Origin of the sequence: Stutzerimonas stutzeri (genome assembly GCF_024448935.1) — a bacterium.
In the GTDB taxonomy this organism is placed as follows: Bacteria; Pseudomonadota; Gammaproteobacteria; order Pseudomonadales; family Pseudomonadaceae; genus Stutzerimonas; species Stutzerimonas stutzeri_AO.
On the sequence record NZ_JAMOIE010000018.1, the window covers coordinates 36949 to 52311 of the forward strand.

14 protein-coding genes are annotated in these 15363 nt (G+C 61.8%); 10 read left to right on the top strand and 4 right to left on the bottom strand.

Annotated features, from left to right (window positions below):
• Window positions 1-257: 257 nt before the first annotated feature.
• Entirely contained in the window at window positions 258-1148 is an 891-nt protein-coding gene (locus NA637_RS07615; RefSeq protein ID WP_256071704.1) for a LysR substrate-binding domain-containing protein, read from the bottom strand.
• 123 nt (window positions 1149-1271) lie between these two features.
• Here NA637_RS07615 and NA637_RS07620 point away from each other — a divergent pair, with 123 nt between their 5' ends.
• The 7 genes from NA637_RS07620 to NA637_RS07650 all read left to right on the top strand — a co-directional run bounded on the left by NA637_RS07620 (window position 1272) and on the right by NA637_RS07650 (window position 8674).
• Complete coding sequence (locus tag NA637_RS07620) at window positions 1272-2093, top strand: FAS1-like dehydratase domain-containing protein (RefSeq protein ID WP_256071705.1); 822 nt, start codon at window positions 1272-1274, stop codon at window positions 2091-2093.
• Window positions 2094-2206: 113 nt separating this feature from the next.
• Entirely contained in the window at window positions 2207-3370 is a 1164-nt protein-coding gene (locus NA637_RS07625; RefSeq protein WP_256071706.1) for an acyl-CoA dehydrogenase family protein, read from the top strand.
• A gap of 134 nt (window positions 3371-3504) precedes the next feature.
• Window positions 3505-3909 carry a VOC family protein gene (locus tag NA637_RS07630; protein WP_256071707.1) on the top strand — a complete coding sequence of 135 codons (405 nt, stop codon included), beginning with the start codon at window positions 3505-3507 and terminating at the stop codon, window positions 3907-3909.
• Complete coding sequence (locus NA637_RS07635; protein ID WP_256071708.1) at window positions 3906-5258, top strand: MmgE/PrpD family protein; 1353 nt, start codon at window positions 3906-3908, stop codon at window positions 5256-5258. The genes NA637_RS07630 and NA637_RS07635 overlap by 4 nt, the downstream gene beginning before the upstream one ends.
• Window positions 5259-5450: 192 nt before the next feature.
• On the top strand, window positions 5451-6656 hold the full coding sequence (locus NA637_RS07640; protein WP_256071709.1) for a CaiB/BaiF CoA transferase family protein: 1206 nt from the start codon (window positions 5451-5453) through the stop codon (window positions 6654-6656).
• A gap of 148 nt (window positions 6657-6804) precedes the next feature.
• On the top strand, window positions 6805-7632 hold the full coding sequence (locus NA637_RS07645; protein WP_256071710.1) for an HpcH/HpaI aldolase/citrate lyase family protein: 828 nt from the start codon (window positions 6805-6807) through the stop codon (window positions 7630-7632).
• 52 nt (window positions 7633-7684) lie between these two features.
• Window positions 7685-8674, top strand: coding sequence for a TRAP transporter substrate-binding protein (locus NA637_RS07650; RefSeq protein ID WP_256071711.1), 990 nt, complete (start codon window positions 7685-7687; stop codon window positions 8672-8674).
• Between the two features lie 127 nt (window positions 8675-8801).
• On the opposite strand, the gene NA637_RS07655 is transcribed toward NA637_RS07650, so the two are convergent.
• Both NA637_RS07655 and NA637_RS07660 read right to left on the bottom strand, forming a co-directional pair.
• On the bottom strand, window positions 8802-9209 hold the full coding sequence (locus NA637_RS07655) for a PA2817 family protein (RefSeq protein WP_256071712.1): 408 nt from the start codon (window positions 9207-9209) through the stop codon (window positions 8802-8804).
• 293 nt (window positions 9210-9502) lie between these two features.
• Window positions 9503-11950: an acyl-CoA dehydrogenase gene (locus NA637_RS07660; RefSeq protein WP_256071713.1), complete on the bottom strand. Its 2448-nt coding sequence runs from the start codon at window positions 11948-11950 to the stop codon at window positions 9503-9505.
• Window positions 11951-12360: 410 nt separating this feature from the next.
• On the opposite strand from NA637_RS07660, the gene NA637_RS07665 reads away from it, so the two are divergent.
• From NA637_RS07665 to queF, 3 genes are all read left to right on the top strand, one after another.
• Complete coding sequence (locus NA637_RS07665) at window positions 12361-13293, top strand: ABC transporter ATP-binding protein (protein WP_256071714.1); 933 nt, start codon at window positions 12361-12363, stop codon at window positions 13291-13293.
• Window positions 13290-14069, top strand: coding sequence for an ABC transporter permease (locus tag NA637_RS07670; RefSeq protein WP_256071715.1), 780 nt, complete (start codon window positions 13290-13292; stop codon window positions 14067-14069). Before NA637_RS07665 ends, NA637_RS07670 begins: the two co-directional genes overlap by 4 nt.
• A gap of 105 nt (window positions 14070-14174) precedes the next feature.
• The gene (gene queF / locus NA637_RS07675; RefSeq protein WP_256071716.1) at window positions 14175-15005 is read left to right on the top strand and encodes an NADPH-dependent 7-cyano-7-deazaguanine reductase QueF; all 831 of its coding nucleotides are present in this window, start codon (window positions 14175-14177) and stop codon (window positions 15003-15005) included.
• Between the two features lie 58 nt (window positions 15006-15063).
• Here the strand turns inward: queF and NA637_RS07680 are convergent, their stop codons facing one another.
• Window positions 15064-15333 (bottom strand): DUF4404 family protein, encoded by a 270-nt coding sequence (locus NA637_RS07680; protein WP_256071717.1) that lies wholly within the window; start codon window positions 15331-15333, stop codon window positions 15064-15066.
• Window positions 15334-15363 lie beyond the last annotated feature (30 nt).

Sequence of the window (15363 nt, forward strand, 5' to 3'; positions counted from 1 at the left end):
AAATCCGTGATAGCAGGCTGCCCTACCACGGGCTGCCTGCCGTTATAACTTGTAAGTACCTAAAATATCGTTAATAAATGATCGCAGACGGGTGCGGTGCATGCAGCTTTGGCAGCATTTTAGCCCGAGGATTCAAAGCGAAGCGCTATTTCCAGCGACGCACTTGCAACTGCTTGCCTTGGTCCGCTAAGGCTTGCAGCCTGACGGCACAGTGGATCAAGGCTGGCCGGTTCGTATCCGAAGCTTGGCTCAAATTTTCAGGTTTGTCCCGGCAGAAGGGTTGCGATCAGTGCGCGAACGCTGCCGGGCAAGGCGTCCAGGTCGCGAATCAGGATGCTGCGTTCGCGCACCGCCCAAGGCTCGTCCAGTTCGACCCGCGCCAGTTGCATGGTGCGGCTGTGCCGGCGTGCGGCCGATTCCGGGATGATGCCGATGCCGACGCCGGCCTCGATCATCCGGCACACGGCTTCGAAACTGGACAGCTGGATCCGCAGTGAAAGGGCGCCGCCGAGCTTTTCCACCTGATCGCGAAGAAAGGTCAATAGCGTGCTGCCTTCATGCAGACCAATATGCTGATAGCTCAGGGTCTGGCGCAGGGTCACTCGCTTTTCGGCCGACAACGGATGGCCGAGTGGCACGGCCAGCAGCAGACGGTCGGTGCTGAAATGCAGGATCTGCAGCCCTTCGGCCCGCACCGGCCCGGCGATGATGCCCATGTCTGTGCTGCCATCCAACACGCCCCGAACGATGTCACGGCTCAGACGCTCCTGCAGATCCACGGTCACGCCGGGGCGTTGCGCGAGAAAGCCCGCCAGTATCTCGGGAAGAAATTCCGTCACCGCCGTGGTGTTGGCGAAGATGCGGATATGGCCGGCCGAATCGGTGCCATATTCGGTGAACTCGCTCTTCAGGTAATCGACCTGACGCATGATCAGGCGTGCGTGCTGCAGCAGCTTGTGGCCAGCCGGCGTCAGCTCGACACCGCGGCTGTCGCGGTAGAGCAGGCGGCTGTCGAACTGGCTTTCCAGCGCCTTGATGCGAGCGCTGGCGGCCGCTGGCGACAGGTGCGCGCGGCGTGCGCCCTGGGTCAGGCTGGGCGATTCAGCGATATGGATGAAGAGGCGAAGATCGGCCAGATCGAAGTGCATACCAGACGCTCGAAAGAGGAAAAACGGCGTTCAGCATAGCCGAACGCTGCTGTCAGCAAATGCAAATTCTCGGAACGCATCATGCATAGCATGCTACGCCAAACAAGACAGCCGGAGCCCGAGATGACCGACGTAACCGCCTGGATAGGCCGCACCGAGGAGGTCCATGACCAGCTCAGTCGCAATTTGCTGATGCGAATTGCCGCGACACTGGGCGAAGCGACCCCGGCCCACGGTGAGGGGCTACCGCCGTTGTGGCAGTGGTGTTTCTTCCAGCAGCCGATTGCCGAAAGCGGTCTGGGGGAAGACGGCCATCCGGCAAGGGGTGGATTCCTGCCACCGGCGGACGATCGCAATCGCATGTGGGCCGGAGGGCGTGTCGAGTTTTTCGAGCCGCTCACGGCGGGCGCCGAAGCTACACGCATTTCAACCATCAGACAGGTCGAAGAAAAACTCGGCCGAACCGGCGCACTGCTGTTCGTCACCGTGCAACACGACTATATGCAGGACGGTCGACTGGCGATCCGCGAGGAGCAGGACATCGTCTACCGCGAGCCGAGCCCTCCGAAGTCCGGCAGCGGCGAACCTATGGCCGCCGGCCATTGGCGCGAGGCGGTGACGCCGTCCCCGACGCTGCTGTTCCGCTATTCGGCGGTCACCTTCAATGGCCATCGAATCCACTACGACTGGCCCTACGTTACGGAGGCCGAAGGCTATCCGGGGCTCGTCGTGCATGGCCCATTGATCGCCACGCTGAACCTGCGCGCGTTCTGCCGCGCCCATCCGGAGGCGCGTCTCAAGCGCCTTACCTATCGCGGCCTGCGGCCTCTGATCGCGCCGCAGCCTTTCGAGGTGGGCGGGCGCATCGTTGCGCCGGGCGAGGCCGAGCTATGGGCCGGAGACCACAACGGTCTGGCACAGAAAGCGGAAGTGCAATTCGAGTGACAGGACCGGCGTGGATGTCGTTTTTACATCCACCGAAAGACCCGGGCGGTGGATCGGTAAAGCGTGATCCACCCTGCGTCTGCCGCGACAACGAAAAGAATCGAGGAACCGAGATGAATCCGAACAAGATCGAAGAGCTGAACGCCATCCGTGAAGGTGTCCGCGGCCTCTGCGCCGAATTTCCCGCCGAATACTGGCGCAAGCTCGACGAAGAGAAGGGCTTCCCGGAAGCCTTCGTCAAGGCGCTGACCCAGGCCGGCTGGCTGTCGGCGATGATCCCGGAAGAATACGGTGGCTCGGGGCTCGGTCTGGCGGAGGCCTCGGTAATCCTTGAGGAAGTGAACCGTTGCGGTGGCAATTCCGGCACCGTGCACGGGCAGATGTACAACATGTTCACCCTGCTCAGACACGGCAGCGACGAGCAGAAGCGCTTTTACCTGCCGAAGCTGGCCAGCGGCGAACTGCGCCTGCAGTCAATGGGTGTTACCGAGCCGACTACCGGCACCGATACCACCAAGATCAAGACCACTGCGGTCAGGCAGGGCGACAAGTACGTGATCAACGGCCAGAAAGTGTGGATCTCGCGCATCCAGCACTCCGACCTGATGATCCTGCTGGCGCGCACCACGCCGCTGGCCGAGGTGAAAAAGAAGTCCGAGGGCATGTCGATCTTCCTCGTCGACCTGCGCGAAGCCATCGGCAACGGCCTGACGGTGCAGCCGATCGCCAACATGGTCAATCACGAGACCAACGAGCTGTTCTTCGACAACCTGGAGATTCCAGCCACCAGCCTGATCGGCGAAGAGGGCAAGGGCTTTCGCTACATCCTCGACGGACTCAACGCCGAGCGCACGCTGATCGCCGCCGAGTGCATCGGCGACGGCCGCTGGTTCGTCGAGAAGGCCAGCGCCTATGCCCGCGAGCGGGTGGTGTTCGGTCGGCCCATCGGGCAGAACCAGGGCGTGCAGTTCCCCATCGCCGAGGCGCACATCGAGATCGAGGCGGCCGATCTGATGCGCTGGCGCGCCTGCGAGGAATACGACAGCGGTCGCAACGCCGGGGCTGCGGCCAACATGGCCAAGTATCTGGCGGCAAAAGCGTCATGGGAGGCAGCCAACGCCTGCCTGCAGACCCACGGCGGCTTCGGCTTCGCCAACGAATACGACGTCGAGCGCAAGTTCCGCGAGACGCGGCTGTATCAGGTGGCGCCGATCTCCACCAACCTGATCCTGTCGTACGTGGCCGAGCACTTGCTCGAACTGCCGCGTTCGTTCTGATGGCTCACGTAGGCGTTTGATCCGTGGAAAACGCTTCGCGGTTTCTCACCTTACCGGCCCACAAATCCACCGGCCAATCGGGGGTGGGCTTCAGCCCACTTACGCGGGCAAAACGTCAACGGAGGAGCGGTGTCATGCAGATCAACCACCTCGATCACCTCGTCCTGACCGTCCGCGATCTCGCGGCTACCGAAGATTTCTACCGTCGCGTGCTTGGCATGCAGGCGGTGAGCTTCGGTGAAGGGCGCAAGGCGTTGGCCTTCGGCCAGCAGAAGATCAACCTGCACCAGGCCGGTCGCGAATTCGAGCCCAAGGCTGAACGGCCAACGCCGGGTTCGGCGGATCTCTGCTTCATCGTTGCCACGCCGCTGGACGAGGTCGTTGCGCATCTCGAGCGCCTAGGCGTGGCGATCGTCGAGGGACCGGTGCAGCGCACCGGCGCGACGGGCCCGATCCGCTCGGTGTACGTCCGCGATCCCGATTTCAATCTCATCGAACTTTCCAATCCATTGGCCAACTCGCTGGAGGCCGCGTCATGAGTCAACACACCCAGGCGCTCACCGAATTCCTCGCCGGGCTGCGTTACGAGCAGCTCCCCGATGCGGTGCTGGCGCGCACCGAAGACCTCTTTCTTGACTGGCTCGGCTCGGCGCTGGCCAGCGCGGGCTCCCATCCAATCCCATTGTTCGAGCACTATGCCGCCCGGATGGGCCCGGCTGATGGCCCGGCACGGATTTTCGTCAATCGTTCCGGCAGCTCGGCCTATTTTGCCGCACTGGTGAACGGCGCGAGTTCTCACCTGGTCGAGCAGGATGACCTGCACAACAGCTCGGTGTTGCACCCAGCAACGGTGGTGTTCCCTGCCGCGCTGGCTGCCGCGCAGGATCTCGGCAAAACCGGCCGCGAACTGCTGCTGGCGTCGGTCGCCGGCTACGAGGCGGGTATCCGTATCGGGGAGTTCCTGGGTCGCTCGCACTACCGCATCTTTCATACCACCGCCACGGTCGGCACCCTTGCCGCGGCGGTGGCGGTGGGCAAGTTGCTGGATTTCGATCAGCACCAGTTCACCCATTTGCTGGGCAGTGCCGGCACTCAGGCTGCGGGGCTCTGGGAGTTTCTCCGCGACGCCGCCGACTCCAAACAGCTGCACACGGCCAAGGCCGCCGCTGATGGGCTGCTGGCGGCCTACCTGACGGCGGACGGCCTGACCGGCGCGCAGAACATTCTTGAAGGCGAGCAGGGGATGGCCGCCGGTATGTCCAGCGATGCCGACCCGAGCCGGCTATCAGACCGTCTCGGCACGCGCTGGGCACTGGCGGAAACCTCGTTCAAGTATCACGCGTCGTGCCGTCATACGCACCCGGCAGCCGATGCGCTGTTGGAACTGATGCAGCGTGAAGGGCTGTGCGCCGAGGATATTTCCAGCGTCACCACCCGCGTGCATCAGGGCGCGATCGACGTGCTCGGCCGGGTAACGGTGCCGCAAAGCGTGCACCAGGCGAAGTTTTCCATGGGCACGGTGCTCGGGTTGATCGCCGTGCATGGCAAGGCCGGGCTGCCCGAGTTTCATTCCCTCGCCTTGACCGACCCGGCCGTTGCGGCATTTCGCGACAAGGTCTCGATGCGGCTCGATGCAGAGGTCGACGGCGCCTATCCGGCGCGCTGGCTGGGCCGGGTCGAGGTGAACACCACTGACGGCCGGACCCTGCTCGGGGCGATCGACGAACCCAAGGGCGATCCAGGTAACACCCTCGATCGCGCCGAGCTGGAGGACAAATTCCGTCGGCTGGTGCAGTTCTCGGGGGCGCGCAGCGACGACGAGGCGGGCGGACTGATCGAGAAGACCTGGCGGTTGCGCGAGATCGAGGACCTTGGGGTTCTGGCCTGACGCGAGGCCTACGGGCAATACGAAGAAGCCATGTGTATGCAACCACGCCGGGCTAAACCGAGATTGCATACTCGTAGGGTGGGCTTCAGCCCACCACCGGGTGACATGCTCCGGTGGGCTGAAGCCCACCCTACAAGAAGTGTCATGCACGTTTACGAGCGCTTGGCATGACCGAGATTGCAGGAAGAAAACATGAATGACAAAACAGCCAAGCCCCGCCCACTCGATGGCATCACCGTGGTCAGCCTCGAACACGCCATTGCTGCGCCGTTCTGCACGCGCCAACTGGCGGACCTCGGCGCGCGGGTGATCAAGATCGAGCGCCCTGGTTCCGGTGATTTCGCCCGGGGTTATGACGAACGGGTGGACGGTCTGGCCTCGCACTTCGTCTGGACCAATCGCTCCAAGGAAAGCCTGACCCTCGACGTCAAGCAGGGCGCCGCCGGTGAAGTGCTCGATCAGCTACTGGCAAAGGCCGACGTGCTGGTGCAGAACCTCGCCCCCGGCGCTGCGGCGCGCATGGGCCTGTCATTCGAGGCGCTGCACGAGCGCTTCCCGAGGTTGATTGTCTGCGACATTTCCGGCTACGGCGAAGGCGGCCCCTACGAACAGAAGAAGGCCTACGACCTGCTGATCCAGAGTGAGGGGGGATTTCTCTCCGTCACCGGTGGTCCGGGTGAGACCGAGATGGCCAAGGCCGGTTGTTCCATCGCCGACATCGCTGCCGGCATGTATGCCTATACCGGGGTGCTTTCGGCATTGATGCTGCGTGACAAGACGGGCGAGGGTAGCCGCATCGACGTGTCCATGCTGGAAAGCCTGGTGGAGTGGATGGGCTATCCGCTGTATTACGCCTATGAAGGCGCGGCACCGCCACCGCGTGCCGGCGCCGCGCATGCCACTATCTATCCCTACGGCCCTTTTCCCACCGGGGGCGGCGGCACCGTCATGCTGGGCTTGCAGAACGAGCGCGAATGGCAGATGTTCTGCGACAAGGTGCTGCTGCAACCTGGATTGGCGGATGACGAGCGCTTTTCCGCCAATTTCAAGCGCTCGCAAAACCGCGAGGTACTGCGCGCCATCATCATCGAGACCTTCTCGACCCTCACCGACGAACAGGTGATCGAGCGCCTCGAGGCGGCCTCCATCGCCAACGCTCACGTCAACGATATGGCCGGTGTCTGGGCTCATCCACAGCTCAAGGCCCGCCAGCGCTGGAGCGAAGTGGACAGCCCATCCGGGCGACTGCCCGCATTGTTGCCGCCGGGGCGTAACGCCGCATTCACGCCGCGTATGGACCCCATCCCCGCGCTCGGCCAACACACCGATGCGCTGCTGGCGGAACTGGGCTATGGGCCGGACGACATACAGCGCCTGCACGAGCAGGGAGCGGTGTGACAGGCCTGAACGAGCCCGTCGCGTGTAGGAGCCAGCTTGCTGGCGATCCGACCGTCATGATGCAGCCGCCTGTTCGCGAGCAGGCTCGCTCCTGCCAGAGCGGTGTTGCTGCGGGTGCGTATGAGCCAATAGATAAAACGAGATTGCCATGACCCCAAGCATTGTGCGCACCGCACTGTTCGTCCCTGCCACTCGCCCAGATCGAATCCCCAAGGCCCTGGCGTCCGGTGCCGATGCGGTGATCGTCGATCTCGAGGATGCCGTTGCGGAAAACCTCAAGGCTGCGGCGCGAAACCATCTGGACGCCTTTCTTGCTGCCGATCCGTCTGCGCATGTACTGGTGCGCATCAATGCGGCGGGACATGCGCAGCAGGCCGAAGACCTGAAGGTTTGCGCGGCCCATGCCGGCGTGACCGGCGTGCTCTTGCCCAAGGTCGAAAGCGCCGCCCAGGTGGCGGACGCAGCAGCCTGTGGCAAGCCGGTCTGGCCGATCATCGAAAGCGCCCGCGGGCTGGCTGCGCTGGCGGAAATCGCCGCCGCCGCAGGCGTCGAGCGGCTGTCCTTCGGCGCGCTGGATCTGGGGTTGGATCTGGGGCTTGCCAGTGGCACGCCGGGCGCCGAACGTATCCTCGATCAGGCGCGCTATGCACTGTTACTGTATTCACGGCTGGCGCGTTTGGCGCCGCCGCTTGACAGCGTTTTTCCGGATATCAAGAACTTGCATGGTCTCGCCCAGTTCGCTGCCGACGCCCGTGACATGGGCTTTGGCGGGCTGCTGTGCATCCACCCCAGCCAGGTGGCTGTGGTGCACGAAACGCTGATGCCCAGCGCCGAGGAACTGGCCTGGGCACAACGTGTCCTCACGGCCGGCGCGTCCGGCGATGGGGTCTTCGTGGTGGACGGACAAATGGTCGATGCTCCGGTGCTCGGTCGTGCCCGCCGCCTGCTACAACGCGCCGGGCAAGCGGTCCCCTGACCACTTCGCCCGGAATATGCACTAACCGACAAAAACAAAAGGGGTACTACCCATGCGAATCAGCCTCAAAGCGCTCGCCTGTGCGCTCTCTCTCTCCGTCTTCGGCCTTGCCCAGGCCGCCGATCCCATTCTCATCAAGTTCTCCCATGTCGTGGCGGACAAAACGCCCAAGGGGCAGGGCGCTCTGCTGTTCAAGAAGCTGGCCGAGGAGCGCCTGCCCGGCAAGGTGAAGGTCGAGGTGTATCCCAACTCCTCGCTGTTCGGCGACGGTAAGGAGATGGAGGCATTGCTGCTCGGTGACGTGCATATGTTGGCGCCTTCGCTGGCGAAATTCGAACATTACAGCAAGGCGATCCAGATTTTCGATTTGCCGTTCCTGTTCGACAACATTGAGGCGGTCGACCGCTTCCAGGCCAGCCCCGAGGGCAAGCAGCTACTCAACAGCATGAAGGACAAGAACATCACCGGCCTGGCCTACTGGCACAACGGGATGAAGCAGCTGTCGGCAAACAAGCCGCTGCGCGAGCCGAGCGATGCGCGCGGCCTGAAATTCCGCGTACAGGCCTCCAATGTGCTGGAAGAGCAGTTCAAGGCCATTCGCGCCAACCCGCGCAAGATGAGCTTCGCCGAGGTCTATCAGGGCCTGCAGACCGGCGTGGTCAACGGCACCGAGAACACCTGGTCGAATTACTACAGCCAGAAGGTGCATGAAGTGCAGCCGTACTTTACTCATTCCGACCACGGCGTGATCGACTACATGGTGATCATCAACACCGAGTTCTGGAATGGGCTGCCGGCGGATGTACGCAGCGAACTGGAAAAAGTGATGGAAGAAGTGACCGTCGCGGTGAACAAGCAGGCCGGCGACCTCAACCGTGAAGCGCGCCAGGCGATCGAAAAGGCCGGCACCAGCGAGGTCATCGAACTGACCCCCGAGCAGCGTGCCAAGTGGCGTGAAGCCATGCGACCGGTGTGGGACAAGTTCGAGAACGACATTGGCAAGGACCTGATCAAGGCTGCCGAGGCAGCCAACCAACCGTAAAGTCAGAAGGCGAGCCGCGCGCATGGGATTGCGGCGGCCCTGCTCCAGCCGGTAAGAAATCGGCGCCCAGCCGTTCGGCTCGGTAGAGCGCCCAAGCCCTGGTAAGACGGCGATCTGGGGGAGGGGCTTAGTGCCGAGGGCTCTGTTCCGGCATGCTCATCAGTTGTCTTTCCATGTTCCAGTCGAAGGGCTCGTCGTTCTGCTCCGCTTCATAGCGGCGCTCTTCGAGCCGCTGGAAGATTTCGATCTCTTCGTCCGGCATGAAGTGCAAGCAATCCCCACCGAAGTACCAGAGCAGATCTCGCGGGACCAGATGGGCAATCTGCGGATAGCGGTGGAAGACCTGGCAGATCATGTCCTGGCCCATGTGCCGTTCTTCCGGCACGTTCTGAAGGTTCATGATCAGCTCGTCGAACCGCTCGAGAAACAACGCATGGCTTTCTTCCGAAACCTGTTCGGTTTCACCCATGGCAAGCAGGATGCCACGCAGATGGGCCAGAAGTGCCAGGTTGTGATCGTGATAAGGATTGGCCATGGTTCACCTGTGTCGGGTTGGGCGCTCGATTATAGAGGTGCGCGGATTGATTGGGGACGTGTCTAGTTGACTCGAGTGGTGGGACTGGGTTCGGTACGCAGGTCGGATTGCTGCGGCGTGGTCACGTGCCTTGAAGAAGGCGGGGCGCTCTCACCTGGAGCCGGCATTAGCTGACGGTGCTGCCTGCAGGGCGACAGACATTGGTTGGAAAGGTGGCTTGCCAAGCGCCGCGTGTTGCGCGCGACGCTTGGCAGAGACCATAGGGTCGGTAGTAAACGAGTCGCCAGCAGTAGCTAGCGAACCATGCCTTCGGTTAGCTCCAACGGCTCCTTGTCGAAATCATCCACGCTGATGACCTTGCGGCGCGCCGCCTCTGCAGCGGTGAGCTGCTGCGCTTCGGCGGCATCCAATACGCCAGCGGCGAGGGCTGCGCTGATCGGATCCTCGCCTGCAGTGGGCTTGAAATCGCCCGCCTTGAGCGCTTTGTGCAGCTTCTTCTGCAGTGGCTGGGCGGCCGCCAGGGTGTCGAACGCGTCTCGCAGCGCACCCAAGGCTTCGTCCTGACCATGTGGGCGGTAGACGCCCTCCAGGATCTGCTCCAAGGCGGGGTCGCCTTCCGGACGCCCGAGAATGCCGGCGACTTCCGTATCCAGCAAATCTGACGGTCCCTTGTGGCGAGCGCCAAAGGGAAACACCAATACCTTCAATAGGCCACCGAGCAGGCGGTTGGGGAAGTTGGCCAGCGTGTCGGCGAGGGCTTGCTCGGCTTTGTACAGGCAGTCTTCCAGCGCCCAGCGCAGTAGCGGCGCTTGCTCGGCCGGATGACCAAGGTCGTGGTAGCGCTTGAGCGCTGCCGACGCCAGATACAGGTGGCTGAGCACATCACCCAGGCGCGCCGAGAGCCGTTCACGGCGCTTGAGCTCGCCGCCGAGCAACATCATGGACAGGTCGGCGAGCATCGCGAATGCCGCTGCAATCCGGTCCAGGGATCGGAAATACGGTCGGGTCAGTTGGTTGCCCGGCGCCTTCCCGAACAGTCCGAAGGTCAGACCCAGTACCAGCGTGCTAGCCGTGTTGCTGACGGCGAAGCCGATATGCTGCATCAGCAGCGTATCGAACTTCTTGATGGCGGCATCGCGGTCAGGCTCATGGACCAGTTCCATTTCGCGAAGCACGAATGGATGGCAGCGGATTGCGCCTTGGCCGAAGATCATCAGGTTGCGCGAGAGAATGTTCGCGCCTTCGACCGTGATCGAAATGGGCGCCGACAACCACATGCGGCCGAGGTAGTTGTTCGGTCCCATGATGATGCCCTTGCCGCCGTGGATATCCATGGCATCGGTGATGCACTCGCGGCCGCGCTCGGTGAGGTGATATTTGAGGATGGCCGAAAGCACCGACGGCTTTTCCCCCAGGTCGACCGCGTTGGCGGTCAGAATCCGCGCGCTGTCCATCAACCAGGCGTTGCCGCCGATTCGCGCAAGCGGTTCCTGGATACCTTCGAATGCCGACAGCGGTACGTTGAATTGCTCGCGGATCTGCGCGTATCGCCCGCTGACGTAGCTGCAGGTCTTGGCCGCACTGGCACCGGTAGCCGGTAGTGAGATCGAACGCCCGACCGAGAGGCAGTTCATCAGCATCATCCAGCCTTTGCCGATCATGTCGCGCCCGCCAATGATCGCGTCCAGGGGCACGAACACATCTTTACCCCAGTTCGGGCCGTTCATGAACGCCGCGCCCAGGGGCAGGTGACGGCGGCCGATCTCGACGCCAGCCGTATCGGTCGGAATCAGCGCCAGACTGATGCCCAGTTCTTCCTCGTCCCCTAGCAGGTGCTCCGGGTCGTAAGTCTTGAAGGCGACACCGAGTAGCGTGGCGACCGGGCCGAGGGTGATGTAGCGCTTCTCCCAGTTCAGACGCAGCCCGAGCACCTCTTCGCCTTTCCATTGGCCGCGGCAGATCACGCCACTGTCGTTCATTGCGCCGGCGTCGGAGCCGGCATAGGGTCCGGTCAGGGCGAAGCAGGGAATGTCGGTGCCACTGGCCAGGCGTGGCAGGTAATGGTTGCGCTGCTCGTCGGTGCCGTAGTGCATCAACAGCTCGGCCGGGCCGAGGGAGTTGGGCACCATCACGGTGGTCGCCAGGTCGCCGCTGCGGGTGGCCAGCTTCATGACGATCTGTGAGTGGGCGTAGGCGGAAAAGCCTTTGCCGCCGTATTCCTTGGGAATGATGAGCGCAAAGAAGCCTTCTGCCTTGATGTAATCCCACGCTTCCTGAGGGAGGTCCATGCGCTGGCCGATCTCCCAGTCGCTGACCATGGCGCACAGGGTTTCCGTCGGGCCATCGACAAAGGCTTGTTCTTCTTCGGTAAGCACGGCCTTTGGATAGCCCAGCAGCACGTCCCAATCCGGTTTGCCGCTGAACAGCTGTCCGTCCCACCAGACCGTGCCAGCGTCAATGGCATCACGCTCGGTGTCGGAGATAGGCGGCAGGACCTTTTTGAACCAGTCGAACATGGGGCCGCTGAAATACTTGATGCGCAGATCGGCCACCAGTAAAGGCACCGCGACGGCAATCAGCACCAGCCAGAGGATGACCATCAGCCAGGCCGGCGTCTCCTCGGCCGCGCCCATAAGAACCAGATAAGCCGCAACGATAGCCAGCGCGGGGACGGGGGAAACCCGTAAGTGAGCAATCACGGCGATGCCGATGAGTAACACGAGCAGCCAGAGCAGGGTCATGTGGTTTTCCTTGTTAGTCGAATGGCGTCCTTCTTGAGCATAGGCTTTCGAGGAGTGCAGGGTGAAGGGACAGGACGACGCGTTTGGTTTCAGATAGTGACCGGAGCGGGGATAGTGAGTTCTGGAATGACTTTCTCCAGGCGCAGTGAAACTGTGGGGGCGATCGCTCCTAACGCGCGTCACCGCTGCGGCCAGGGTCCTGTAGGGCCGAATTTATCGGCCGCAGGTTGCGACGGCCGAACGCGTTCGGCCCTACAGCTCCAATCCCAAAGAGTAGGCCTCGTCGCGACCGTGGCGAAACGGGAATAGGTCGTTGGGCTGCGGCTGCCATCAGGCGGCAGCGCGGTTGCAATTGCTTCACCGCGCCCTTATCTATTCTGAATCTTTCTCCGCGTTGTGTGCATTCTTATATGAGTACTGCTCTGTCCATCCGGCAGTTGACCAAGGTTTACGGAAACGGCTTCGAGGCGCTCAAGGGTATTGATCTGGATGTGGCTGAAGGCGATTTTTTTGCCTTGCTGGGCCCCAACGGGGCTGGCAAGTCCACCACCATCGGCATTCTTTCGACGCTGGTGAACAAGACCGGCGGCACGGTCAATGTGTTCGGCCACGACCTTGACCGCGACCCATCCGGGCTCAAGCGTTGCTTGGGTGTGGTGCCACAGGAATTCAACTTCAACCAGTTCGAGAAGGCTTTCGACATTCTCGTCACCCAGGCCGGTTACTACGGCATTCCCGCAAAGGTCGCCAAGGAGCGCGCCGAGCAGTACCTCAACCAGCTGGGGCTGTGGGACAAGCGCGATGTGTCATCGCGCATGCTGTCTGGCGGTATGAAGCGGCGGCTGATGATTGCCCGCGCGCTGATTCACCGACCGCAGCTGCTGATTCTCGACGAGCCGACCGCGGGTGTTGACATCGAGCTGCGCCGCTCGATGTGGTCGTTCCTCACCGAACTGAACCGTGAAGGCATCACCATCATCCTCACCACCCATTATCTGGAAGAGGCCGAGCAGCTGTGCCGCAACATCGGCATCATCGACCATGGAAAGATCGTCAAGAACACCAGCATGCGAGAACTGTTAAAACAGCTGCATGTCGAGACCTTCCTGCTGGACCTGAAGGAATCGCAACTGGTGCCGCCGGAGCTGGGCGCCTACCCGGCGCGTCTGGTCGACCACCACACCCTGGAGGTACAGGTGGACAAGAGCCAGGGCGTGACCGATCTGTTCCGCCTGCTTTCAGCGCAGGGCATCGAAGTGCTGAGCTTGCGCAACAAGACCAACCGGCTGGAAGAACTTTTCGTTTCGATGGTGGAAAACAACCTGCCGAAGGTGGCCAAATGAACGCGGAATTTCGGCCCAACCTGGTCGCGTTGCAGACTATTGTTCATCGCGAGATCCGCCGCTACACACGCATCTGGCCGCAGACATTGCTGCCCCCGGCGATCACCATGGTCCTGTACTTCGTCATCTTTGGAAATCTCATCGGCGCGCGGATCGGCGAAATGGGTGGCTTCACGTACATGGAGTACATCGTGCCAGGGCTGATCATGATGTCGGTGATCACCAACTCTTATAGCAACGTGGTTTCCAGCTTCTTCAGCAGCAAGTTCCAGCGATCCATCGAAGAGCTGCTGGTTTCGCCAGTGTCGCCTCACGTGATTCTGATCGGCTTCGCCCTCGGCGGTATTACCCGCGGGCTAGCGGTTGCGTTGATCGTGACGCTGCTGTCGATGTTCTTCACCGATCTGCAGGTGCATCACCTCGGCGTCACGCTGCTCGTGATTACGCTGACCTCGACGATTTTCGCGCTCGGTGGCTTCATCAATGCGGTGTTCGCACGCAACTTCGATGACATTTCGATCATTCCAACCTTCGTGCTGACTCCGCTGACCTATCTGGGCGGCGTGTTCTATTCGATCAACCTGCTGTCGCCGTTCTGGCAGACGCTGTCGCTGGCCAACCCCATCCTGCACATGGTCAACGCGTTCCGTTACGGCATCCTGGGCGTCTCGGATATCCGTATCGGCATCGCCATCAGTTTCATGGCGGTGGCGGCAGTATGCATGTACCTGTGGTGCATTCACTTGCTCAAGAGCGGCCGAGGCATGCGCCAGTAGTTTTAGGTCAAGCGGCTGACCGTTCGGGAGCAAACGGCGGCCGGGCCATGGTAAACCGGGCGGGAACCGCTACACTTGCGGTCGTTTTTCGTACAGGTTCCCGTCATGCAGCACCCCGCCGAACTGTCCCCGCTGGGTAAATCCAGCGCCTATGTTGCGACCTACAGTCCTGAGCAACTCTTTCCTATCCCCCGCGCACCGAAGTGGGCCGAGCTGGGGCTGACTGCCGACACCTTGCCCTATTGCGGCGTCGATATCTGGAATTGCTACGAGCTGTCCTGGCTGCTGCCGTCCGGCAAGCCGGTGGTGGCCATCGGTGAATTCAGCATTCCGGCGGACTCGCCCAACATCATCGAATCCAAGTCCTTCAAGCTCTATCTGAACTCACTGAACCAGTCGGTATTCGAGAGCCGCCAGGCGCTCGTCGAAATAATGGTCAGGGATCTGTCCGCTGCGGCCGGCAAGCCTGTTGGCGTTCGCCTGCGGACGCTGGACGAAGTCGCTGAAGAGGGGATTGCAGCGCTAGACGGGATTTGTATCGATGATCTGGATGTCACCCTCGAAGACTATGATTCACCGCGCCCCGAGCTACTACGCAGCGACTCTGGGCGTCAGGTCGAAGAGTGCGTCTACAGTCACCTGCTGAAATCCAACTGCCCCGTCACCGGGCAACCGGACTGGGGCACAGTGGTGATCGAATATCGGGGCGCCGCGCTGGCCCATGGCAGCCTGCTCGCCTATCTGGTGAGCTTTCGCCAACATGCGGACTTTCATGAACAGTGCGTTGAGCGGATCTTCCTCGACTTGCAGCGCGTGCTGACACCTGATCGATTGAGCGTTCATGCACGCTATGTGCGTCGCGGCGGGCTGGATATCAATCCCTATCGCAGCACCCACGACCTATTGCCAGCCAATGGCCGGCAGGTTCGGCAATAAACGCTGTGGTCGCAGAGCGTGGACCCATCCACGCTCTGCTGGCTCGAGCAGATTGCGCTCAGATGCCCATGTTCGCCAATGTTTGCATGATGTTGCGCAGCGTCATTGCCGTATTGGGGTGGCTGACTTCGAAACGCTCGACCGCCAGGTTGACGCCATCGACCAGTGAATCGTTCTGATGATCGACTATGCCCTGGTTGGCCAGGCGCAGCTCGATCTCCTGAGCAATCAGTTGCAGCGACGCGCGCTCTTCTTCCGTAAGCGGAGCGTCCGAGGCTAGCTGACTACGCAGCTCCGCAAGCTGTGACTGCAGATCATGTTCCGGCATATTTTCATCCCTCTGAGATTTTTTTGGGGC

Bases quoted from the DNA above. Each gene is read 5' to 3' on its own strand.
- NA637_RS07615 (WP_256071704.1), bottom strand. From the start codon at position 1,148: ATGCACTTCGATCTGGCCGATCTTCGCCTCTTCATCCATATCGCTGAA.
- NA637_RS07620 (WP_256071705.1), top strand. From the start codon at position 1,272: ATGACCGACGTAACCGCCTGGATAGGCCGCACCGAGGAGGTCCATGAC.
- NA637_RS07625 (WP_256071706.1), top strand. From the start codon at position 2,207: ATGAATCCGAACAAGATCGAAGAGCTGAACGCCATCCGTGAAGGTGTC.
- NA637_RS07630 (WP_256071707.1), top strand. From the start codon at position 3,505: ATGCAGATCAACCACCTCGATCACCTCGTCCTGACCGTCCGCGATCTC.
- NA637_RS07635 (WP_256071708.1), top strand. From the start codon at position 3,906: ATGAGTCAACACACCCAGGCGCTCACCGAATTCCTCGCCGGGCTGCGT.
- NA637_RS07640 (WP_256071709.1), top strand. From the start codon at position 5,451: ATGAATGACAAAACAGCCAAGCCCCGCCCACTCGATGGCATCACCGTG.
- NA637_RS07645 (WP_256071710.1), top strand. From the start codon at position 6,805: ATGACCCCAAGCATTGTGCGCACCGCACTGTTCGTCCCTGCCACTCGC.
- NA637_RS07650 (WP_256071711.1), top strand. From the start codon at position 7,685: ATGCGAATCAGCCTCAAAGCGCTCGCCTGTGCGCTCTCTCTCTCCGTC.
- NA637_RS07655 (WP_256071712.1), bottom strand. From the start codon at position 9,209: ATGGCCAATCCTTATCACGATCACAACCTGGCACTTCTGGCCCATCTG.
- NA637_RS07660 (WP_256071713.1), bottom strand. From the start codon at position 11,950: ATGACCCTGCTCTGGCTGCTCGTGTTACTCATCGGCATCGCCGTGATT.
- NA637_RS07665 (WP_256071714.1), top strand. From the start codon at position 12,361: ATGAGTACTGCTCTGTCCATCCGGCAGTTGACCAAGGTTTACGGAAAC.
- NA637_RS07670 (WP_256071715.1), top strand. From the start codon at position 13,290: ATGAACGCGGAATTTCGGCCCAACCTGGTCGCGTTGCAGACTATTGTT.
- queF (WP_256071716.1), top strand. From the start codon at position 14,175: ATGCAGCACCCCGCCGAACTGTCCCCGCTGGGTAAATCCAGCGCCTAT.
- NA637_RS07680 (WP_256071717.1), bottom strand. From the start codon at position 15,333: ATGCCGGAACATGATCTGCAGTCACAGCTTGCGGAGCTGCGTAGTCAG.